Raw genomic sequence first — 22,619 nt, 5'->3', positions numbered from 1 at the left:
GCAAGGTTTGTAGTAAGCACTTAAGTGCTTAAAAATTCAGGACTAAAGTCCTTACTACAAACTTTTATAACCCTTCAGAACTAATTGGACAGACCACTAGTACAGCACGGCGGAAATAAACCACCCATTCCCAATCAACAAAACCCTTACGCTGTCTTCATTTTTAATTTTTAATTTTTAATTTTTAATTCCGCCTTGCGGTACTAGTACTAGTTTTGCGTAAATAAACCACCCATCTGAAATGTCTAAAATTTTTACGCAATTGTAATTACAAATTACATAGCTTGCTTCTCGCCCTTAGCGAGTATTACGAATTACGAATTACGAATTACGTAACTTAGTCCCGCACCTTTTACAAAAACCAGCATCTAGATCATGAAAAGCCAAACCACAACCTGAACAAACTGTTTCTACCTGATTAGCAGTTTTTACAACTCGCTTAATTAAATCCCCTATTTGCCAAGGAATCAGAGCAATTCCCGTAAAAATCATTAATACAGTTAGCAAACGCCCTAATTCCGAAATTGGAGTAACATCGCCAAATCCAACAGTTGTCATTGTGACAACAGAAAAATAGAATGCATCCAAAAATGTACCATAATTTTGAGGATTAACTGGATGCTCGACTTGATAAATTAAGCCAGAGTAAATAAAAACAATTGCAAATAATGTAAATAATATTCGCGCAAAAATCATTCCATCTTCGGTGCTGACACTGGCGAATAAAAATTTCCGATCAATAAATCTGATTAATCGTAAAATCCGAAACCATCGGAGTAGGCGGATAAAGCTGATATCTACCATTCCGAGAAAAAATGGCAAAATCGCCAATAAGTCAATAATCGAATAAAAGCTAAAAATATACTTAATTTTGTTTTCTGCACTCCACAGCCGGAGTGAATATTCCACTGCGAAGATGATGACGATCGCAATATCAGCTACATTTAACTGAAACCGCATATCATCAGGAATATTATATGTTTCTACCACAAAAATTCCTGATGATATTAGCACCAAAGAGGCAAGTGTTAAATTAATCGCTTTACCTATTGGTGTTTCCAGGTCTTTTAAGTAAAAATCTGTTTCTTGTCTGCTCAGTAACATATTCGACCATTAATACATCTTAATTCCCAGTTATAACATTAGAAATACGATATTATTAACCATTATCCTTATGTTAACCCCAGCTTATATGAACCCAGAATATTTTATGCGTTTAGCATTGGCAGAAGCAAAAGAAGGCGATGCGCCTTATGGTGCAGTGATTGTTAAAGATAACGAAGTTGTTGCCGTGGCTCATAATACTGTGAGGAGAGACAACGATCCATCAGCCCATGCGGAAATCAACGTTATTCGTAGTTTAACAGCTAAACTTAAAAACCCCTCTTTAGAAGGTTATAGGATATATACAACTGGCGAACCTTGTCCGATGTGTGCAACAGCTTGTATTTGGAGTGGTTTATCAGAAATTGTCTATGGTGCTTCAATTGAAGATTTAGTTAGCGTAAATCAATCACAAATTAGTATATCTTGTGAAGAAGTAATTGCTAAGTCATTTAGGAACATCAAAGTCACAAAAGGAGTTTTAAAAAACGAATGTTTGGAGTTATTTAAATAAATCTGCAAATAAATAACTTACATTAACAATTACAAGATAATGTATTGTTACGGCTTCTGTAACGCACTGAAAAACCCAAAATGACGCTGTAGTTTAAGCGTTAACACACACTAAAGTTATATAAATTACGAATTACGAATTATTTAACTTAGCTCATTCAAATAGGATAAATAGGTATTTGCCCAAATTGCAGCTTGAGTGCGATCGCGCAAATTTAATCTGTTTAAAATATTCGTAACATGATTTTTTACCGTACCCTCAGAAATGTAGAGTTCCTGAGCAATTTCTCGGTTACTAGCCCCTGTAGCAATTAGTCGCAAAACTTCTTTTTCTCTAGGGGTAAGTTCAGCTAAACTAGATGGTACAGGCGGTGACTGGGTTGATGTACCATTAGAAAACTGAGTCAATAGCTTTTTAACTATACCTGGGCCTAATTGAGTATATCCTTTGTAAACTGCACGAATCGCAACAGCTAATTCCTCTGAGGGTGTATCTTTCAATAAATAACCCATTGCCCCATTTTGCAATGCGGCTGATACATATTCATCATCATCAAAAGTCGTCAGTACTAAAATTTTAGTTTTGGCAAAACGTTTTTGAATCTCCCGCGTGGCTGCAACTCCATCCATAATCGGCATTCTGATATCTAGTAATATTACATCTGGCTGAAATTCTGCAACCAAATTAATCGCCTGTTCACCATTTTCTGCTTCTCCCACTATCTCTAAATCTGCTTCTAATTCTAATAAAGCTCTTAATCCTTGACGAATTAAACTTTGGTCATCTACCAGCAACACTTTAATCATCATGTCAACCTCGTTAAGGGAATATCAACTGTAATTTTGCAACCAGAACCAAGAGCGCTATTAATATTAAACTCACCTCCAATTGCTAAAGTGCGATCGCGCATACTATGAAGCCCAAAACCAGTAGTATTTTGTCTGACATCAAAACCTCTACCATTATCCTCAATTGTCAATCGTAAACTTCCTCTTGTCGTAGTGAGTTCCAATCTAACCTCAGTCGCATAAGCATATTTAGAGATATTTGTAAAAGATTCTTGAGTAATCCGATAAATAGCAGTATTGATTTCAGGCGGCAGAGAATATTCAATGTTTATTTGATAAATTGGTAAAATGCCATTAGAGCGATGAAAATTTTCTGAGAGGCTAGCGATCGCACGCTCTAAAGACTGTTCTTGTAAGGGATTAGAACGCATAGTAGAAACAGATTGGCGGACATCATTTAGTGCTTTTGAGCCTAATTCCTTTGCTGTTGCCAGAAATGTTTCAGCTTTCCCTGGGTTAGATTGCCATAATTTTAACGCAGTCTCTAATTGTAGATTTAAAGCAGTTAGAGAGTGTCCTAATGAATCATGAATTTCACGAGCAATACGGTTACGTTCTTCTAAGGTAGCTTGATTTTCAATTCTTAGGGCATATTGACGGAGTTTTTCGTTAGCGATCGCTAGCTTTTCTCGACTGTGCCGTTCAGATAATACTGCATTCATCATCAACAACACAAAAACTAAACTTAAGCCAAATACCAGCGACCAATTCAAGCTCAGAAATCGAAATCGTTCTTGCGCCTGGGGTGATGCTTGAAAACTGAATAGCTGGTATTTTAGTTGTGTTGTAACTAGAAATAATGTAAATGATAAAGCTGTAACGAATAAACGCCCAGGCAACTGGAAAATTAGACAGCTACGAGTAACTAAAATTATGTAGAGAAAGGGGAAAAGGCGTGCAAATCTCTCGCCAAAAAGCCCAATCACTAAAATTAATAAAATTTCAATTACTGTGTAAAATATCTTAGCTTTCTGGCTATTTCTGGGTAATTTTAAGCCCATTAAGGCAAAAACAATCAGACTATAAATTGACAGTTCTGGCAATATGCTACAAACTGACAAGTCTGGAAATACACCACAAATTGATAGTTCTGGAAGTCTAGGACGAGAACGCCGTAATGGAGGTGGTATAACTGCTATCAAAGCAGTAATTGCCAGTAGTGTCCACTCCAGATAAAGTAGAGACGGAAAAGGGTGTTTTTTAATTTGAATTGGAGGACTCATTAATCGCCTTGCTCCAGTTATAAGTTATAAGTTAGAAGTTCTGAAGAATTGAGCAGCAGCGGAAGCCACTTTAGCTTTTCGCGGAATGAGTAATTAAGAGTAATTGACAGGTGAAACCCATTAATTAATAAGCTAAATAATGACTTAATAAATTAATCATAATCAAAATCTTCATTATTCCTAACTACTAACTCCTAACTATTTATTGTCAATCATCTTTGTGAAAATTCAATCATGACTAAAGTCATGGGTATAACCATGACTTTCTCCTCATGTAACTACTGAAGATAAGTTCTTATGATGGTGGCATCCAACCAGGAAAAACCCACAAGAAAAGTAATGAAACTCAAAGCATTATCGCTAGTCGCTGGAGCGATCGCTCTAACTTTAACTGCAACCTCATTTGCTGTTAACGCCCAAACAGCCTCTCCTTTATCCCTGCAACTCGCACAAACTCCACAAAAAGAAAGGGGCCCTTGGAAAGAATTGGGTCTAACAGATGCCCAAAAAACCCAAATCCAGGCAATTCGCCGCGATAGCCGCACCAAATTTGAAGCAGTTTTGACCCCAGAACAAAAAGCTAAGTTAGAGGCGGCGAAACAAGCACGTCAGGCTCAACGGCAAGCAGGTCAAGGTCAACGGCAACCCGGTCAACGTCGAGGAAAGGGTGGTTTTGCTGAATTAAATCTGACTGAAGCACAGAAAACCCAAATGCGACAAATCCGCGAGTCTGAAAAACAACAGATTCAAGCAGTCTTCACCCCAGAACAGCGCCAAAAACTAGAGCAATTCCGTCAAAATGCTCCTTCCCGCCGTCAACAAGGCAATCCTCAATAATTATCTTTCAAAAAATAGTTAATAAATCTGGGGTGGGCAGTGCCGCCCATCTCATCCCAAGATAGATTATGATGCAATCCTTTGCCGCTTCCTCAAATCCCGCTCCTCGTCTGCAACAGGTTTTAGATTTACTCGATCGCATTGCTGAAGCACAGGGGCGAGATGTTCCCCAAATTGTGGAAATAGCGAAATTGTCTGTCCTTCCGACTGGCACTTTTGGCAGAACTTGGGCAGACTTCCTCAATGAACATAATTTAAAACCCTTCACTACAGGTAGCCGCCGTAAACAACTCCATGACGGGGTTCATGTCCTCACAGGCTATAGTACAGACTTCATTGGTGAAGCAGAAGTACAAGCATTTTTATTAGGAACCAAATTTAGCATAACTAACTTGTTGCTGGGGTTAGGACTGTTGCGAGTTATCCATAAAAATTTAAATTATCAACAAAAATTTACCTGGGACAGACTTTGGCAAGCATACCAGCGCGGTTGTCACTCTAACTTTGACCCAGATACTTGGCAACCAGAATTACTCTGGCACTTACCCTTAACTGATATCCAGACATTGTTTGCCATAGTCAAAAATTAACAGACTTCTTGCAGAAGATGGGAAAGGGGAAAAACTTCATCTCCTTTCCCTTTCCCTATTTATTCCCATGTCCAATTTAGTAGACTTTCAAGATAGTTTTGAGTTATGAGTTAATCAAAACTCCTAGCTTGATTAAAATGTCCAAAGAATTCGCAATTGGTAGTAAAGTCCGTGTTGTGGCACTACCAGCCTATGTCAAAACTGCTGAACCTATGCCCATGCTGCGCCCACCCAATGTAATTCACATTGGCGAAGAGGGTATAGTCATTGACCGCAGACCCGGTGGATATTGGGGTATTCGCTTTGCGAGGGGGGCCTTTCTCCTTGATAGTCAATACATCGAAAGCACAGATACCCCTCCCGAATCTCACTTAGAATAAGATTTCTCGCAACCAAGAATTGTAAACTTGTGTAAAGTTGTGATTTTGGTTTGCACCATGATTTCCCGCCGCACTTTTTTAAGCATATTATTTGCCAGCTGTATTTCTGTCATCAGCTGGCTGAATTTTACCCCTGTTGCTGATGCTCTTGGTGGTAAACTTCCGGCAATTAATCAACCTGCACCAGAGTTTACTTTGCCAACCAACACAGGTGATGGCAAAATATCCCTCTCTGATTTACGCGGTAAGTGGCTAGTACTCTACTTTTATCCTAAAGACTTCACCTCTGGTTGTACTATAGAGGCTCGTCGTTTTCAGCAAGACTTACCCCAATACCTCGAAAAAAATGCCCAAATTATTGGCGTAAGTGCTGATGACATTGATTCTCACGCAAAATTTTGTGATTCAGAGGGACTAAAATTTCCCCTGTTGGCTGACACTGATGGTTCAGTGAGTAAAGCTTATGGTTCGTGGCTTGGCTTTTTATCTATGCGCCACAGTTTTATCATCGATCCTCAAGGTGTCTTGCGCGAGACTTTTGTCAAAGTCAACCCAACCATTCACAGTTCAGAAGTGCTGGCACGACTAGAAAAATTACAGTCCGCAGCTTCTTAGACCTAAATTAACAAGACTTGGGACTTCAGCCCGAATCGGTACTAAGTTAAGATGTAGCCCTCCTAGCTGCCGCCTCCAGTGGCTTGACCGAGGCAAAGCCTCTCAGAAGATATTCCCAGCCTTTGGGCTGGGAACGAGGCGATAAAAGCTTTTGGGCTTTTCTTAGTACGGCTGCCAAATTTAAAGCGTCAATCTAAAACCCCCGAATGTCGCATCTACAATGCTATTACCGAGAAGTTTAACTTCAAGTCCTCCAATGACTGTGGTTATATCTGCCTCAGATAGTTCCCATTGTTCAACTTGATTTTTAGGTTGCAAGTCAGTAATTTTGATTCGGGACATACTTTTTCCCTGATATTTTTGAAAGTCTAGGAAAATTTTCGTCCGATTGCTTGCCAACCTCATCAACCAAAAGTTATAAAGCTTAGTGTTTACAAGCTTTTTAAACAGACATTATAGTGGTTCTCGACAAGCGTGAAGTACAATTTTGACCTCTCTCCAAACCTCTCTCCTAAAAGGAGAGAGGCTTTGAATTTTTCCCCCTTCCCGCGACGAGTTGGGGGTTAGGGGGTTAGGTCTATTTGCATACCTGTACCTCACCTGATTGAAAATGGCTATAATCTCATTAATCTCATTTTTCTATTCCTTTAACGCACAATAAACCCATATTTTTTGAGTACATTTTTAGCTTGGCTGTCAGATAGAAACTGGACAAATTCCTTGGCGGCAGAAGCATTTTTGCTACTTTTAATTATTGCTACTGGATAGACAATTGGTGAGTGAAACTTATCATCCGCAGCGACTACTACTTTTACTTTGTTGGAAATTCTAGCATCAGTAGCATAAACTAAACCCGCTTCGGCGTTACCACTTTCTACAGCTGCCAAAACTTGACGCACATTGTTAGCAAAGACCAATTTTGACTTAACCCGATCGTAAAGGTTCAATTTCTTTAAGACTTGCTCACCATATTGACCGGCGGGCACACTTCTAGGTTCACCGATCGCAATTTTTCTAATCTTACTGTCTGTTAAATTGTAGAAGCTACTAATGCCAACAACATCCTGAGCCACAATCAAGACTAGACGGTTATTTGCCAGGTTAGTACGGCTACCTGGTAGCAACAGTCCTTTTTCTTCCAAAGCATCCACTTGTCTTTTAGCAGCAGAAATAAAGATATCCGCTGGCGCACCTTGCTCAATTTGTTGCTGCAAGGCACCAGAAGCCCCAAAGTTATAAGTAATATTGATATTTGATTTACTTTGTTGGTACAAAGGCTTAATTTCTTCTAGTGCATCTTTTAAACTGGCGGCTGCGGACACAAGTATGCTGGTGTTCGACTGTGCTATTACAGGAGAAGGAGTAAATAATGGTAAACCAATTGCTAGCAGCAAGCCAGCAACCGCTACACCCAGAAAGCCAAAAATTTGTCTTCTTTTCATGAAAAAGGCGTTTAAGAGGTTTCTTGCATAAAATTGATGTTAGGTAAAATAGTAGCAAATATACCAACTTTTAACCAACTATATCAGTAAATTTATGCCCGAAAAACAACAAGGGTGAATCACATTCCAAACCTCAGAATAGGTAAAGCGGGCTACGAAATCTTTTCGTAGCCCGCTTTACCACTCTGTAGCTTATGAAAGCGCTGGTACTGCTTCCAACTTCTCGGCTTTGTTCTTCAAGATGGTTGGTAATTCGCTGCTGAACGCTTCACCTTCTACCACTTGCGATCGGAAACCATCGGGCCCGACTGGAACATCCCCCGTGATGGTGGTGCGATAGAGCACACGCTCGACTTCCAGATGATCTAGATCCTGAGGGGCCAAATGCGAGGTGGCGCGGTTGTCCCAGAACGCAATGTCACCATTGTTCCAGCGGAAGCGGGTGGTGTACGCTGGTTTGGTGATCTGGTTGAAGAACAACTCAAGCAGCAGGTCACTCTCTTGTCGTGATACGTCAAGAATGTGCGAGGTAAAGCCAGGGTTCACGTATAATGCGCGTTCACCAGTTTCAGGATGAACTCTTACTACTGGGTGAATTGAAACTAGCGGATTGGCTGCTATGCGCTGGGCAATCTTGCTGTTGCTAGGCAGATTCAAACGCGCATTGAAGCGATGTTCGGCTTTTAATCCGTCTGCTAGTGCCCGCAGAGGTGCTGATAAACCTTCGTAGGCTGCAACTAAATTAGTCCATTGTGTGTCACCACCGAAATTGGGAACGTTAACCGCACGCAAAATTGATGCCGCAGGCGGGTTGACAACTGCTGTCACATCTGTGTGCCAGCGACTCTCGTAGCTGGAACGGCGCAGACCATTGCGGCGTTCGTAGCGGCTACGGTCAATGGGCAGAATTTCTGAGAAGCCTTCAATCGGCTCATCTTCGTGCGGATGCGCGTAGGTCACTTCGCCAAAACGAGCCGTGAACGCAACCTGTGCAGCATGGTCGATGTTTTGACCACGAAAGAACACGACTTTCCACTTCAATAGTGCTTGACGAATTTCTTTGACTGCATCATCGTGCAAAGGACGCGACAGGTCTACTCCGCTGATTTCAGCACCGATGAAACCTGCTACCTGTTTGACTTCAATGTGTTTGTTGCTCATGTGAATTCTCCATAGTTTGATCCATAAGGCAGTATTCGCACTCGTCCGTTTCGTTTGGTATGTAGCCATTAAGTGCAAGCAAGATACCAAAGGAAGCGATCGCAGTTGAAAACAATCATACTGTAACTCGATAGATTTACCGTAGTATTCAATTATCGTATTTTAAACTACTGGATTTTCCTGTCTTCTGCCTTTTTCAAAATCACTGTCGTTCAAAGATAAATATAATTGAAGCTGGTTTTTTGCTTATGGGGTGAGACGGCTCCAGTAACTTTAATAATTGATAGTTCCTGAGATGGAACTCAGCAATCCATGATTCAACTGTTCTGAAGTACCAGGGAGCAGGATGACATGACCCATCTCCGACTCCTGTCCAAGAAGTTTCGCGCCACCCACTCTCATATGGAGAATCACCACAAACAAGATGAGGATGAAGTGTTTGAATAATTATTTTGCCCTTAGACTCCAACATACTCTGACCTGCCTCAGCGATCTCACCAAGAGCACGTTCCCCAAGAATGGAAAAGTTGCAGATGAAGCAGGAGAACTGGTTAATACTGCCAAATCTCTGTGACGGAAGATCCGAATACGAAGATACAACAAAGCGGATATCGCCCATGTACCGTGCTGATTCGATAAGATTGTTAATGGCATCAACTCCCCAGCCATTAAACCCGCGATACCAGAGTTCACGGCATAACCACCCTTCACCACACCCGATATCCAAGAACGTTCTCGGTTCAAAATCAACTACAGCTTCTACAATCGCTCTATCTGTGACAAGAACACGGCTCTCAAGAAGCTTGTCACGAACTATACGTGTCCACGGTTTGGCATTCACTACCCATGAATGAAGAATTCGTTGTTCGTTCTGATCCATAAATTGAACTAATCAATTGCTACGTCAAGAAATAAATTCTTGAATCAGGGACTGGGGATTGGGAAAATTTGAAGGAGATTGAGATCCCAACCGAATCTTACTCGTATTTTCTTCCCCAGTACCCAGTCCCGGATAGCCCATTACTCACCTTCAAACTGTGCGGAAATTGGGGAATCTTCGCTACTTACATGCGTACTTACAGTACTTTCATATAAACTTTATGAAATATTTTTATTTTCAACACAAGTATTTCATGTTTTGATCAATTTATACTATAGGATAAAAAATAAACAATTGCATGTATTATGAGGTTGTTTTGCTAAAAGCTGCAAAATCCTTCTAACTCATTCTGTAGACATATCAAGAGGTTTACTTTTATCATTACCAACAGGCTATGAAAAATTGATGAATAACCTTTTATAAATTAAATATAGATAGAGTTTTTTCACTTAGTGATTTTAGTTCGCAGAATAGTAATATTAATTTGTAATTTCTGAGTTAATCTCAAACCGAGTCTGGCGATTAAATGGCATAAAAATAAAATAGTTTTAAACCTTGCAATACCTCTGAGAGTAGTATTGTAACTACAGTATATGTATGTTAAGAATCAATCGAATCTAGCGGTAATAATAACTTTTTGCCCACGTTTATTAAGGCTTTGAGGAAATTGAAAATACATGAAAAAGCAATCGCCGCAGAACTGGATTATTCCTAAATCTTGGTTACGTATTATAGTAATTATCCTAGTAGTAATAGGTGTATTTTTTCGCTTCGTTAATCTTGATCAAAAACTTTATTGGGGTGATGAGATTTTCTCCTCATTACGCACATCTGGCTATATGCAGTCAGAAATGAAGGAGCAATTAAATAATGGTCGTTTGCTCAACATAGAAGATTTACGTAAGTATCAGTATCCTAATTCTGGGAAAAATACAATTGATACAATCAAAGGGATTATTATAGAAGACTCACAAATTTTGCCGCTATACATTTTGATGGCCCGGTTTTGGGTAGAATTGTTTGGCAATTCTGTAGCAGTGATTAGAAGTTTTTCGGTATTTATTAGTCTGTTCACCTTTCCTTGTCTTTATTGGCTATGTCTAGAATTATTTGAGTCTTCACTAGTAGGGTGGATAGCCATCGGGTTAGTAGCCGTTTCACCGATTCATGTCGTGTATGCACAAGAAGCACGAGCATACAGTTTAGGGATAGTAGCCATCTTATTATCAAGCGCAGCACTGCTGCGAGCCATGCGCCTTAAAACAAAGGTTAGTTGGTTAATTTATGCAGCAACATTACCACTAGGGTTTTATACTCATCTATTTTTTAGCTTGGTTGCTTTCGCACAGGGAATTTATGTAGTTGCAATCGAACGTTTCCGATTGAGCAAAACATTGATTTATTATCTGCTAGCATCGCTTGCGGGGTTTATAACTTTTGTACCTTGGATTTGGATTATTATTACCAACCCTCATGAAGAAGCAGTAGCTTGGACGAATGCTAAACAAACATTATTTACATCAGCTGCAAGGTGGGCTGGTATCTTTAGTCGCACGTTTATTGATTTAGGTATTAGCCCTAGCGATCCAGGAAAACTTAAGCTCGTCTTAATTCCTTTTATTTTAATTATTTTAGCTCTAATGAGCTATTCAATTTATTTTCTTTGTCGAAGAACCTCTAAAGAAGTTTGGTTATTTGTCTTAACTTTGATTGGAGCATTAGGGGTTCCCCTATTGATAACAGATTTCGTCTTTCAAAAGCGATATGCTACTAGTAGATATACACTTCCTTCCGTTTTAGGTATACAGTTAGCTGTTGCTTACCTATTTACCACTAAGATCACATCTATTTATACTAAAACTTGGCAAAAAAAGCTCTGGTCATTTTTAGCATTTATGGTAATTATCGGCGGAATTATATCTTGTACAATCCACTCTCAATCTAAGATTTGGTGGAACCAATTTCCTGAAAAATACCAAGAATATCCTAAAATTGCTAACATTGTTAATCAAGCTAATAAACCGCTTTTAATTAGTGATGATAATAACTTACTTCCACCAATACAAATACTTGGTTACTTAGTTGATCCAAAAGTGCGATTTCAAATCGTAGGAAAAAATCAGTTACCAGAGATTACTAATGGCTTTAGTGATATATTTTTGTTCTTGTACGAGCCATCTGACTTCTTGAAGGCTGGAGTTGAAAAAGTTTATAACTCAAAGTTACAGCAGGTAAACGACTATCTCTGGAAAATAACAAAACCTAACTAAAATAAGGATACGGGCACATTTAGCGGTTGAGAGACTACAAAGTGGAACCTAAAAGCAGACAGTTGGTATTTGAATATCCCTCGTAGATTAAAAATTAATATCAATTCGCCGAATAAGTGGCACAATTAGAGCCAAAATATACTTTAATTAAAATCACAATTAAGTATATAGTTATACTGCCGCCGCTTATGTCATCGCCCCTTGAGCGCCCACTAAAATTTGAAATCACACTGCCATCCTCCCATCCTCAGTTATTAGAAGGATTAGATATATGGCTGCGCTTAGGTTTGATATCCGATACCCAAGTTAGGCAGCTATGCCGAGAGTTTCTGGTGTGTCCGGTGGTGTTGCAAACCCAGGCTAAAGCTAAAAACAAGGTAGTATTTGCAACTTACGAACCCGTACAGCAGTTGCCTACAGCAGCTTTACAATCTAGTAGCCGTAGACAACCGCAACCAAAAGCAGCTCAACCCAACTTTATCAGCACAATGTTGCAGTCCTTGGGGGCAGAACTGAGTGTCCGTTGGCTGCTTTTTCTAGGGGTATTTCTGGTAGTGGTATCTTCTGGGGTACTGGCTGCAAGTCAGTGGGAGAGGTTTCCCGCTTCTGGACAGTATGGAGTTTTATTTGCTTATACTTTGAGTTTTTGGGGGTTAAGCTTTTGGGTGACTAGGCAAAATAACCTCAGATTGACAGCGCAAACTTTGCTGATTGTCACGCTTTTGTTAGTGCCAGTAAATTTTTGGGCAATGGATAGCTTTCGGTTGTGGCAAAATCCTGTGGATTGGATTGTGGTTGCGATCGCCTCGCCGATTCTCACTGCTATAACTGTTTTACTCTCCAAAAATCGGACTATTTTTGCCAATTTACATACTGGCAAATTACCTTTAGCAAATATTTTGGGGCTGAGTTATCTGCATTGGGGTTGGCAATTAAGAGGATTTCCCTTGATTGCCGTTTATGTGGCAATGATCGGCACAACTATTATTACCGTCTATCACAATATTTACCAACAGCCGAATACTGTCAGCAAGCAAGATGGAAGCGATGGCAGGAGCTTAAATATTACTTTGTCTGCTGCTGTAATTATTTATGCTTTGATAGTTCTGCTAGTACGGGCAATTTTTGTTGCTGGGGTAAATGTTACCCAGTTGGGGTTAGCTATTGGTATTTGTGGCTGGTTAGTGACTTGGTTGGTACAGCGGGGATGGGAGAGGGCAGTAACATTAATATCCTCCTCATCTTCCTCATCTCCCTCATCTCCCCCATCCCCCTCATCCCTCTTACTCTGGGAAAAACTCGGTGGCATTTTAATCTTTCTGGGTTGGCTGGTTTCGGTAGTTAATTATCCTTGGCAAGCGATCGCTGTGAGTGGTTTGGGTTTGTGGTTTGTGGGAAGTCGCTTGTGGCGCTACAGTTTAAAGGTAGACTTCGCAGCGGTTTTCGTCATTGGCTTACAGACGATTTGGCTAGGTTGGCGATTAGTACCTGATAGCTTCCAGAAATTAGCGATCGCAACTGGTACTCAACTCACCAATTCTCAAAATGAACCTTGGGCGTTACTTGGTGTCGCTTTATTTCCCTACGTAGTTTTGATGGTGGCGCTCACAGATAGCTTGTATCGCAGGCAAAATCGAGAATTAGCTAAATTTGGCGAACTCCTCACCCTCTTATTTGGAACTTTTTTAACAACGATCGCTTTAGTAAACCCCACATTGCGATCGCTAAACCTGCTATTTTCTACCGCCACTCTCGCATTCGTCACCAAACGCCACTCCATTGATTCTTCCCCCTCTCTTCCCCTGGTGTATCTAACTCACATTATGGGGGTGCTGACATTTTGCTCCACCATTAACTGGCTGTTACCAACCCTAACTAATCAAGCCTGGGCAAGTATTTTATTAGCTTTAATGGTTGCAGAATGGGGATTTAGCCTGAGCGATGGACAATGGCGACGTAGTGCATGGGATATCGGTTTAGGGTTAGCCGCCGCTAGTTTTTTCTTATTGTGGATAAATGCAGAATCATCTTGGTATGGCATACCTGATAGCCAAGCTCATTGGGGAGTCTTATGGCTAGTTACGCCTTTAGCTCTCACAGGTGTTGCCAATCGGACAATTATCGAGCGTCAAATTCCTAGCCGTTACTTGAGTGTCTTGGCTGTGGCAGTTGCCCAGTTACTTACTTTACAGCTACCAGGAACTCGATTAATCGGTTTGGCTATGGGTGCAGGATTGATGTTTGCAAATACGCGCTATTTGCGAAACCAAACATCTGCGGTAATTACTGAAGGCTTTGCTCTGAGTTTCATTGCAGCGCTGCTATGGGCTGGTGTGCCTGGTTTACCTCGCCTCGCCCTAGCTGGTTGGTTTGTTGTAGGAGCGATCGCAACCCTAAGTCTATGGTTAGTGCGGACAGTTTTGAGCCAACGCGGTAACGAATTAGGAGTTATTTATGCAGCCGCAAGTGATAAATGGGCGATCGCCTTGTGTGGTTTTGAGTTGTTCGGTTTGACACTATATTCAGTGCTGATTTACCGAGGGTTTGCTACTTCAGGATTTTTGTACTTAATTGCCACTGCGATCGCTTTGGCAGCCATTGTTTATCGCAGTTGGCGCGAACCGACCAATTGGGCATTTTATGGCATCGGTTGGTGTTTGGAATTGTTGACTGCTCAGGTGTTGGGATTTGGGGAACGATCAATTGTTAGGATAGCGATCGCAAATATCGCATTAGGTTTAATTGCTCAACTTTTCGGAGAGTGGTGGCGGCGACGCCATCAATTAGAAAGGCTTCCTAGCAGTTTTCACATTTTGCCATTAATTTATGGCGCATTCAGTGTATTGCTACGTTTGAACACCTTCACCGAGTGGACTGGTTTATATTCCTTGGGTGTAGCTTTAATTATTATTGGCGTGGGGCGACGACGCGAGAACTTTAAACCCCTGCTGTACTTAGGAATTATTGGCGTATCAATTTCTGCTTATGAACTTTTGTTCTATCAAATGTTGCAAGCTTCAGGAGGAGCATTAGGTGATGGATTGATTGCCATGTCTGCTCTTGGCGCCAGTATCATGTATGCTTACCGCATTTTGTCTCCTTGGCTTGTTAGCTACTTACGCTTAACTCCTCAAGAATTGAAAGGAATTGCCCATATTCACTGGGCTTGGAGTAGCTGTTTATTAATGGCTGCCATTCCTCTTCCTATTGGAGTTAACCGTTTGGTGGGATTGGGAACGGGGGTATTTTTGATTCGTTATGCCATCTTTCAGGGACGAAATTCGCAGACTTCCCCCCGTATCTTCGGAGGAATCACAATCGCCGAGATGTGGGTTTACCTTGGGTTATTAGAGGTAGCCGGTATGAGGGTTTATTGGCGCGAGACAGCAGTAGGAAAATTTTGGGCTGGGCCATTAGTTCCTTGGAATGGTGCGATCGCCTGTGTAGTAGCCTATTTTCTGTACATTCTGCCTTGGGAAAGTTGGGGTTGGTCAAAAAGACCTTGGCAGCTTGCTGCTTACATCACACCACTGATAATTTTATGGGAAACCAGACTGCAAACTTACCCGATTACTTTGGTACTCGTAGCTGGATTTTACATCTTCCTGGCAAAAGTGGGTGAAAACATCCGTTTTACATATATCAGTGTAGCGTTGATTGATTGGGCACTTTTCCGTTGGTTTGATTCCTTACGCCTAACTGATGCTTTGTGGTATGTAACACCAATTGGGTTATCACTGCTTTATATTGCTCAAGTAGATACCCAACTGAGGCTACCAGAGTATAAAGTTGCTCGTCATATTCTGAGAGTGCTAGGTAGCGGTTTAATTTGTGGATGGGCAATTTTATTTAATCAAGACACAGCTTGGATACCCGGAATTTTCAGCCTCATCGCCATTTTTGCCGGATTAGCTTTACGAGTCCGAGCTTTTCTTTACATTGGTACAGCCACTTTTTTAATTACTACTATCTATCAATCGGTAATTTTCAGTTTGCAGTACTCTTTTTTAAAATGGATTGTTGGCTTGCTAGTTGGCATCCTACTGATTTATATCGCCGCCAACTTTGAAACCCGTCGCGCTCAAATAACTTCCTTAATTCGTAACGCTATTGATGAATTTCAATCATGGGAATAAGGCTGTTTAGGGTATGGTAATTCTGCATGTACTTTCAGATTTCATCGACTGCGATTTTACAGTCAGCGACTCATCTTGTAGTTATTGGTACGAAGGGCGTTGTCCTCAAAGTGGCGATTGCCTAAAACTACCCCGTACCTCAATGTCCGAAGCGATCGCCAACGGACTAATGAAACACCTTGCCAACAATGAAAAACTCCACCCACAAGGGGATGGAGTTTTTGGGCATGGGGAATCGGGCATAGGGCATAGGGAAGATGTTACCAATGCCCCATGCCCAGTGCCCCAAGCGACGGGGCGACTATCCCTCTCCACACACAAGGGAATGGAGTTTCCCGTCGCTTTCAATGAATGTTATTCTCGTGAAGGCAAGATGTATGGAATCCTATTGGTTGAACTGCCTAATGGCGAACAACGGGTACTCAAAGCCTTTTCCGGTCTTTTGAATGGTTGCAGTTTAGTTGAGGGCTGGGTTTCACCAATTCCAGGACGAGACGAGGTTGCTTTAGAGGAAGCCCACACTTTGGCACAGTTGGACGCAATTAAGCAGGAAATTCTTAGCTTGAAGCAACTGACCGAACGCCAGCAGTATGAAACTCTGTTTCATGAGTTTGAGCAGCAGTTGCAAGCAATGAGCGATCGCCATCGCCATTGCAAACATCAACGACAGGAAAAACGTCAGCAAATCTGCAATACACTCACTTCAGAAGCCCTGACTATTGCTCTTGAACAACTCGATGAAGAGAGTCGTCAGCAGGGAATTGAGCGACGACAACTTAAACGCCAGCAAAACGCGGTATTACAGCCTCTACAACAGTTAATTGCAGCAACGGATGCGCGAATTAGTGAACTGAAACAACAGCGTAAAGCCCTATCCCGTCAACTCCAAGCTCAGATGCACGCTACCTACAGCCTGACAAATTTTTCTGGGCGATCGCAATCATTGCAAGAATTGATGCCAGGAGGTTCGCCCACTGGTACAGGAGATTGTTGTGCCCCAAAACTGCTCCATTATGCTGCAACAAATAATCTCAAACCATTGGCAATGGCAGAATTTTGGTGGGGTGCGTCTTCAGTAAATCAAGATAAAATCCAGGGAGAATTTTATGGAGCGTGTACGGAGCGATGTCAGCCATTAATGGGGTTTTTGCTCTCAGGATTAAGACCTAACCCCCCAGCCCCCTTCCCTGCAAGGGAAGGGGGAGTAAGAAGCCTCTCTTTACCCATTATTTATGAAGACGAATGGCTGATTGCTGTAAACAAACCTGCTGGATTACTTTCGGTACCTGGTCGTTATCGCGATCGCCAAGATAGTGTGTTGAGTCGCTTACGTAATTTGTTATTTGATGGCATGGCACTTGTATCTGTGCATCGCCTAGATCAGGAAACTTCCGGGATTTTGTTGTTAGCACGCGATCGCCAAACTCATCGGCAACTCAGCCAGCAGTTTCAGCAACGGCAGATTCACAAGGTTTATGAAGCCATACTTTCCGGTGCTGTGAAAGTTGAGCAAGGTGTGATTGATTTACCACTGTGGGGAGATCCGGAAAATCGCCCTGAGCAAAAAGTTGATTGGCAACATGGCAAACCCAGCTTGACACACTTCCAGGTAATGACGAGAGAAGGAGACTACACCCGCGTAGAATTTACGCCGCGAACAGGACGCACTCATCAGTTGAGGGTTCATGCCGCTGATGCGCGAGGACTTGGGGTAACTATTTTAGGCGATCGCCTTTATGGATGCTGTGCAGTTACTAGTCGGTTACATCTGCACGCCAGAGAACTTCGCTTCGAGCATCCGCAGTTAGAGAAAACCCTGCATTTACAAGCAATTACGCCATTTTAAACTGTAATATCATGTCCGCTTAATTGCGTAAATCCCAAAAACTACAAAGATAAAAGGCTACGCTTTGTTTCCCCTAACAGCTAGTACATCACGGCGGAAATAAACCACCCATTCCCAATCAACAAAACCCTTACGCTGTCTTCATTTTTAATTTTTAATTCCGCCTTGCGGTACTAGCCTATTGCTTTTTAAATTTGTATGTGATAATTTCTGCTTGTAGTAATTCAACGGTTATCCGACCAGTTTACCGTATTTACGAAAATTAATATCACAGCTAAGAGACTTCCCAATAAAAATATCCAACTACAAATGATTGTGAGACTATCCCACAAAATTGGATGATTTATTCCTTGGAAATCCCTAAATGAGCAGTAAAAACGAGAGTGCTGGAATTGACATCTAGACTCTCATTCTTATCTTTAATAAAAGGAGTAATAAAAGAGTTGTTGAATCAGTTCAAAAAGTTCTTATTTTTATTGCCACAACGCTCAACCAAGTCCCTTAGTGCCTTATTGGTTGCTAGTTCCTGGCTAGGTTTGGCAATTTCTGGCTGCACTCCCAGTAACTCTGCAAATACTAATACCACTGCCCAAAATGTCAGTAACCAGACTCAAGAGAAAACCAGTTTGATTCGCCTGGGATACCAAAAGGGAGGTGTAGTACCAATTGCACGTCAACGAGGAGAGTTAGCAAAGAAGCTTGCAGCTCAGAATATTAAAGCGGAATGGGCTGGCCCGTTTGACCGATGTGCTACTTTACTCCAAGCAATTAGTGCTAATCAAGCCGATATTGGCGGGTGTGGAGATATTCCTGGGTTATCAGCTATTGCTGCCGGTCAGGATATTTGCATTGGGGCTGTCCAGCGTCCCAGACCTGAATCATTGTCCAGTGCGATCGTTGTACGAGGCAATTCTCCTATCCGTAAACCCGCTGACCTTGTAGGTAAAAAAGTTGCCGTAAATCAGGCTGGTGCAGGTGAGTACCTGTTATTGAAAGTATTGGAAAAAGAGAATATTTCTAAAGATAAAGTTCAGCGCGTTTTCTTAGCGCCAACTGATGCCGCACCCGCTCTATACCAAGGAACCGTGGATGCTTGGGCAGTTTGGGAACCATATATCTCAGTTGCCAAATTAGAGCATGGTGCTAGAAGAATCACCACAACCCATCCAGCTCCCACTTACAACGTAATGCTTGTGCGTAATGAGGCTGCGGCTAAATCTCCAGAAGCAGTGAAAGCAGCTTTTAGCGGTTTAGGTGAGGAATATGATTGGTTGAATACAAATACGGCAAAATCAGCAGAATTTCTGGTCAAGGACATCAAAATCTCCCCAGCCGTAGCCAAGCAGGTAATTGAGAATCAAGGGCCACAGCTACTTGTCACACCTAATGCTGATGATGTTGCCAAAATTCAGAAGACTGCTGACTGGATGCTGGAGCAAAAGATTCTACCAAAAAGGGTAGATGTTGCTGCGACTATCTGCCCCACGGCTAAGTAGGAGCAGGGGAGGCAGGGGAAGCAGGGGAAACAGAGAAGAATTATTTTATCGTTCTCTAGCTCTCTCGTTCCCAGCCTGGAGGCTGGGAATGTATTTAAAGAGGCTCTGCCTCTTGTCAAGCTACTGGAGGCGGAGCCTCCCAGAATGGGTTTCCAGCCTCTAGGCTGGGAACCAGTTAGAGCAAGGGCTGTATCTTTTCTTAGTGCCATTCAGATCGTAGGGGAATTTTCCTAATTCCCCTTCCCGAATAAGGTTTGTAATTTTTGAGGTGATACATTATGCCAATTGAATTTATTGGGATGATTGGAACGCGACAAATATCTGAGTTAGATGAACCGACAGTTTCAATCACGGGCGGTTCCATAGATCCCGCTTATGTTCGCAAGTTTGCTAAAGCACATGAAGATGGTGGCTTTGATCGGGTACTGGTTGGTTATGGCTCCACTGGCCCCGATGGCTTAACTGTGGCGTCGTTCGCGGCGGCTGCAACAGAACGGTTGAAGTTTTTAATCGCCCACCGCCCTGGTTTTGTGGCTCCTACACTCTTCGCACGCAAAACGGCAACTTTGGATCATTTTACTAATGGTCGCATTGCTGTACATATTATTACAGGTGGCAGCGATGCCGAACAGCAACGGGACGGTGATTGGTTTGACCACGATACTCGCTATCGCCGTACAGATGAGTACCTCGATATAGTGCGCCGGGTGTGGACAAGCAATACTCCCTTCGACTATGAGGGCGAATTTTACCGTGTGAAAGATGCTTACTCAGATGTGAAGCCTTTACAACAACCCCACATACCTCTGTATTTTGGCGGTGCTTCTGGTGCAGCTGTACCTGTGGGTGCAAAGCATAGTGATGTCTATGCCATGTGGGGAGAACCCATTGCGGCGGTTAAAGAACGGATACGCGAAGTAAAAGCGGTCACACCACCAGGGCGATCGCTACGCTTTAGTGTCTCGCTGCGACCGATTCTGGGTGATACGGAGAAGAAGGCTTGGGAACGGGCGCACTCGATTCTATCGCGTGTTAAGGAAATTCGGGCTGCAAAAACAGAAAATCAACCGATAACTCCTTATCTTAATTCAGCACGCCCGCAAGCTGTGGGTTCCAATCGGTTACTACAGTTTGCCCAAGAAAGCGAAATTTTCGATAAGCGCTTGTGGACGCCAATTGCTGCTGCTACTGGTGCTTATGGTAATACTACTGCCCTTGTTGGTACACCGGAGCAAGTAGCAGAGTCTCTTGTAGATTACTATGATGCAGGGGTAACTACTCTATTGATTCGGGGATTTGATCCATTAGGAGATGCGATCGCTTATGGTCGTGATGTGATTCCCCTAGTCCGCGCAGAAGTGCAACGGCGGGAGCAACAAGCCAGTATTGTCGCTTAGTGCAGCGTTGCGTAAAATCGTAGTGTTTTTCAACGCAGAGGTACGCAAAGTAACCGCAGAGGTACGCAGAGTGTCTTTAAGTAGTAATTTAACTACACCACTTTCTACTCCCTGTTTCACCTGAAAACTGCTGTAAATAATTTGATTATTTCAAAATTGCATGACCAAAGTATTCATTCTCGATGCCAACCAACAACCGTTATATCCAGTACGCATTAGCCGTGCTAGGCTGCTATTGTCACAAGGTAAAGCTACCGTATTCCAGCGATATCCCTTTACTATCATTTTAAAAGAGTCCCTTTCTCATCTCAAACTTGAGCAACTTGGCTTCAAGATTCACCCTGGCACTAAAATAGTTCGTAATTCATAGTTACGAATTACGAATTACGAATTAGTTAATCTTAGTAGCCTCCCAAATAGAGGAATATAGATGACGAACCACACCATCTTAGAACCATTGCCAGAAGACCAATGGTTTATTGAAAGCCAGGAACTACGATCCTTTGTAGCAACAGTGCGGGAAATTAGCGCTAGTACTGTTGACGATCGCACACAAACTCTAGCTAGATTAGAACCCTATTTTCAAGAACTCCTTGCCCAACAGGAATGGCTACCGGAAAAGTTTGCCCAAGTCAATCCCGAAAGCCGGATGGGCAGCGGTATTGGTCAGTGGCTACTTTATCGCGCCAAAGACCGTTCCCTGTCAGTTTTCAGCTTGGTGATTCCTCCAGGTTCCACGACTCCCGTCCACGACCATTTAGCCTGGGGATTGATTGGTTTATACAAAGGCAATCAAGAAGAAACAGTCTATCGCCGTGTAGATAACGGTGATGCTGAAGGACACGCACAATTACAAGTAACTGAAGTGCGTATGCTTCAACCAGGGGATATCTACCGCCTCTTACCCCCAGATGGTGATATCCACGCTGTCAAAACCACATCCCAAAACGCATCTGTATCCATTCATATCTTGGGTAATGATACTGGTTGCGTCTTGCGTCACCAGTTCATCCCAGAATCTCACAGCGTCAAATCCTTTCGCTCTGGATATTCCAACGCTCCCTGTAAAGAGGAGGAAGAAAAAGAACATGCCCAAGTACGATAGACCACAACCCCCAGTATTCGAGCGAGTTGAAGACGAACGTCTGCACCGCAAGCGACGCCTAGCCGCTGCCTTTCGCCTGTTTGGTAAGTTTGGGTTCAGCGAAGGAATCGCAGGCCATATTACGGCTCGCGATCCGGAGTTTACAGACCATTTTTGGGTCAATCCATTAGGCACATACTTCGGTCATATCCGGGTTTCTGACTTGATCTTAGTTAACAGAGAAGGTGAGGTGGTTAAAGGCGATGCTCAGGTAAATCAAGCTGCTTTCGCCATCCATTCTCAGATTCATGAAGCTCGACCTGATGTAATTGCAGCAGCTCACGCCCATTCACTTTATGGTAAAGCCTGGTCGAGTTTGGGGCGTCTCCTTGACCCCTTGACTCAAGATTCTTGTGCTTTTTACGAAGACCATGCCCTGTTTGACGATTTCACAGGTGTAGTTTTAGAAACTTCTGAAGGTCAACGACTGGCGCAATCTTTGGGCCCAAAGAAAGCCATAATCCTACGTAACCACAGCATTTTAACTGTGGGACATACGGTAGATGAAGCTGCCTTTTGGTACATTAGCTTAGAGCGATCGTGCCAAGCCCAACTGCTAGCAGAAGCTGCCGGTAGACCGACTATTATCAAACACGAAACAGCCCGTTTAACACAAACTCAAGTGGGATCACATACAAGTGGGTGGTTCAGTTTCCAGCCCCTTTACGACAGAATTGTGCGCGAAGAACCTGATTTGCTGAATTAACGCTGTGTTTTTTGGCACTGGGATAAATAA

General features: G+C 42.4%; 20 protein-coding genes. 13 read left to right on the top strand and 7 right to left on the bottom strand.

The window, feature by feature from the left end; genetic code table 11:
* Positions 1-321: 321 nt before the first annotated feature.
* The gene (locus tag HUN01_RS09935; RefSeq protein ID WP_181931119.1) at positions 322-1,104 is read right to left on the bottom strand and encodes an ion transporter; all 783 of its coding nucleotides are present in this window, start codon (positions 1,102-1,104) and stop codon (positions 322-324) included.
* 88 nt (positions 1,105-1,192) lie between these two features.
* On the opposite strand from HUN01_RS09935, the gene HUN01_RS09930 reads away from it, so the two are divergent.
* Positions 1,193-1,618, top strand: a complete 426-nt coding sequence (locus HUN01_RS09930) for a nucleoside deaminase (protein ID WP_181932635.1) — start codon at positions 1,193-1,195, stop codon at positions 1,616-1,618.
* A 143-nt stretch (positions 1,619-1,761) separates the two neighbouring features.
* Here HUN01_RS09930 and HUN01_RS09925 read toward each other — a convergent pair whose 3' ends face one another.
* The gene (locus tag HUN01_RS09925) at positions 1,762-2,424 is read right to left on the bottom strand and encodes a response regulator (protein WP_181932634.1); all 663 of its coding nucleotides are present in this window, start codon (positions 2,422-2,424) and stop codon (positions 1,762-1,764) included.
* Positions 2,424-3,689 carry a sensor histidine kinase gene (locus HUN01_RS09920; RefSeq protein ID WP_181931118.1) on the bottom strand — a complete coding sequence of 422 codons (1,266 nt, stop codon included), beginning with the start codon at positions 3,687-3,689 and terminating at the stop codon, positions 2,424-2,426. The genes HUN01_RS09925 and HUN01_RS09920 overlap by 1 nt, the downstream gene beginning before the upstream one ends.
* Before the next feature lie 339 nt (positions 3,690-4,028).
* Here HUN01_RS09920 and HUN01_RS09915 point away from each other — a divergent pair, with 339 nt between their 5' ends.
* The 4 genes from HUN01_RS09915 (at position 4,029) to HUN01_RS09900 (ending at position 6,111) form a co-directional block, all read left to right on the top strand.
* Positions 4,029-4,526, top strand: a complete 498-nt coding sequence (locus HUN01_RS09915; RefSeq protein WP_181931117.1) for a Spy/CpxP family protein refolding chaperone — start codon at positions 4,029-4,031, stop codon at positions 4,524-4,526.
* Positions 4,527-4,594: 68 nt separating this feature from the next.
* The gene (locus tag HUN01_RS09910) at positions 4,595-5,116 is read left to right on the top strand and encodes a Coq4 family protein (RefSeq protein WP_181931116.1); all 522 of its coding nucleotides are present in this window, start codon (positions 4,595-4,597) and stop codon (positions 5,114-5,116) included.
* 137 nt (positions 5,117-5,253) lie between these two features.
* Positions 5,254-5,496: a regulatory protein SipA gene (gene sipA / locus HUN01_RS09905; RefSeq protein ID WP_181931115.1), complete on the top strand. Its 243-nt coding sequence runs from the start codon at positions 5,254-5,256 to the stop codon at positions 5,494-5,496.
* A gap of 57 nt (positions 5,497-5,553) precedes the next feature.
* Positions 5,554-6,111 (top strand): peroxiredoxin, encoded by a 558-nt coding sequence (locus HUN01_RS09900; RefSeq protein WP_181931114.1) that lies wholly within the window; start codon positions 5,554-5,556, stop codon positions 6,109-6,111.
* 180 nt (positions 6,112-6,291) lie between these two features.
* Here the strand turns inward: HUN01_RS09900 and HUN01_RS09895 are convergent, their stop codons facing one another.
* From HUN01_RS09895 to HUN01_RS09880, 4 genes are all read right to left on the bottom strand, one after another.
* Complete coding sequence (locus tag HUN01_RS09895) at positions 6,292-6,453, bottom strand: hypothetical protein (RefSeq protein ID WP_181931113.1); 162 nt, start codon at positions 6,451-6,453, stop codon at positions 6,292-6,294.
* A 305-nt stretch (positions 6,454-6,758) separates the two neighbouring features.
* Entirely contained in the window at positions 6,759-7,553 is a 795-nt protein-coding gene (gene modA / locus HUN01_RS09890; RefSeq protein WP_181931112.1) for a molybdate ABC transporter substrate-binding protein, read from the bottom strand.
* 192 nt (positions 7,554-7,745) lie between these two features.
* Positions 7,746-8,714, bottom strand: coding sequence for a TauD/TfdA dioxygenase family protein (locus HUN01_RS09885; protein WP_181931111.1), 969 nt, complete (start codon positions 8,712-8,714; stop codon positions 7,746-7,748).
* A 202-nt stretch (positions 8,715-8,916) separates the two neighbouring features.
* Positions 8,917-9,594, bottom strand: a complete 678-nt coding sequence (locus HUN01_RS09880) for a class I SAM-dependent methyltransferase (RefSeq protein WP_181931110.1) — start codon at positions 9,592-9,594, stop codon at positions 8,917-8,919.
* Positions 9,595-10,271: 677 nt separating this feature from the next.
* On the opposite strand from HUN01_RS09880, the gene HUN01_RS09875 reads away from it, so the two are divergent.
* The 8 genes from HUN01_RS09875 to HUN01_RS09840 all read left to right on the top strand — a co-directional run bounded on the left by HUN01_RS09875 (position 10,272) and on the right by HUN01_RS09840 (position 22,589).
* Positions 10,272-11,864: a glycosyltransferase family 39 protein gene (locus HUN01_RS09875; RefSeq protein WP_181931109.1), complete on the top strand. Its 1,593-nt coding sequence runs from the start codon at positions 10,272-10,274 to the stop codon at positions 11,862-11,864.
* 188 nt (positions 11,865-12,052) lie between these two features.
* A complete protein-coding gene (locus tag HUN01_RS09870) occupies positions 12,053-16,000 on the top strand; it encodes a DUF2157 domain-containing protein (RefSeq protein WP_181931108.1) in 3,948 nt (1,315 codons plus the stop codon).
* Positions 16,001-16,013: 13 nt separating this feature from the next.
* Positions 16,014-17,846, top strand: coding sequence for an RluA family pseudouridine synthase (locus tag HUN01_RS09865; RefSeq protein ID WP_238846133.1), 1,833 nt, complete (start codon positions 16,014-16,016; stop codon positions 17,844-17,846).
* 443 nt (positions 17,847-18,289) lie between these two features.
* Positions 18,290-19,342 (top strand): aliphatic sulfonate ABC transporter substrate-binding protein, encoded by a 1,053-nt coding sequence (locus HUN01_RS09860; protein ID WP_238846124.1) that lies wholly within the window; start codon positions 18,290-18,292, stop codon positions 19,340-19,342.
* Between the two features lie 278 nt (positions 19,343-19,620).
* Positions 19,621-20,739: an LLM class flavin-dependent oxidoreductase gene (locus HUN01_RS09855; protein ID WP_181931107.1), complete on the top strand. Its 1,119-nt coding sequence runs from the start codon at positions 19,621-19,623 to the stop codon at positions 20,737-20,739.
* Positions 20,740-20,899: 160 nt separating this feature from the next.
* Positions 20,900-21,109: an RRXRR domain-containing protein gene (locus tag HUN01_RS09850; protein ID WP_181931106.1), complete on the top strand. Its 210-nt coding sequence runs from the start codon at positions 20,900-20,902 to the stop codon at positions 21,107-21,109.
* 60 nt (positions 21,110-21,169) lie between these two features.
* Positions 21,170-21,844 (top strand): cysteine dioxygenase family protein, encoded by a 675-nt coding sequence (locus tag HUN01_RS09845; protein ID WP_181931105.1) that lies wholly within the window; start codon positions 21,170-21,172, stop codon positions 21,842-21,844.
* Positions 21,828-22,589, top strand: a complete 762-nt coding sequence (locus HUN01_RS09840) for a class II aldolase/adducin family protein (protein ID WP_181931104.1) — start codon at positions 21,828-21,830, stop codon at positions 22,587-22,589. Before HUN01_RS09845 ends, HUN01_RS09840 begins: the two co-directional genes overlap by 17 nt.
* The last annotated feature ends 30 nt before the right edge of the window (positions 22,590-22,619 follow it).

Source organism: Nostoc edaphicum CCNP1411, assembly GCF_014023275.1.
GTDB classification, from domain to species: domain Bacteria; phylum Cyanobacteriota; class Cyanobacteriia; order Cyanobacteriales; family Nostocaceae; genus Nostoc; species Nostoc edaphicum_A.
Note: the sequence above shows the minus strand (reverse complement) of the source record. Positions and strands in the feature narration are given on the sequence as shown.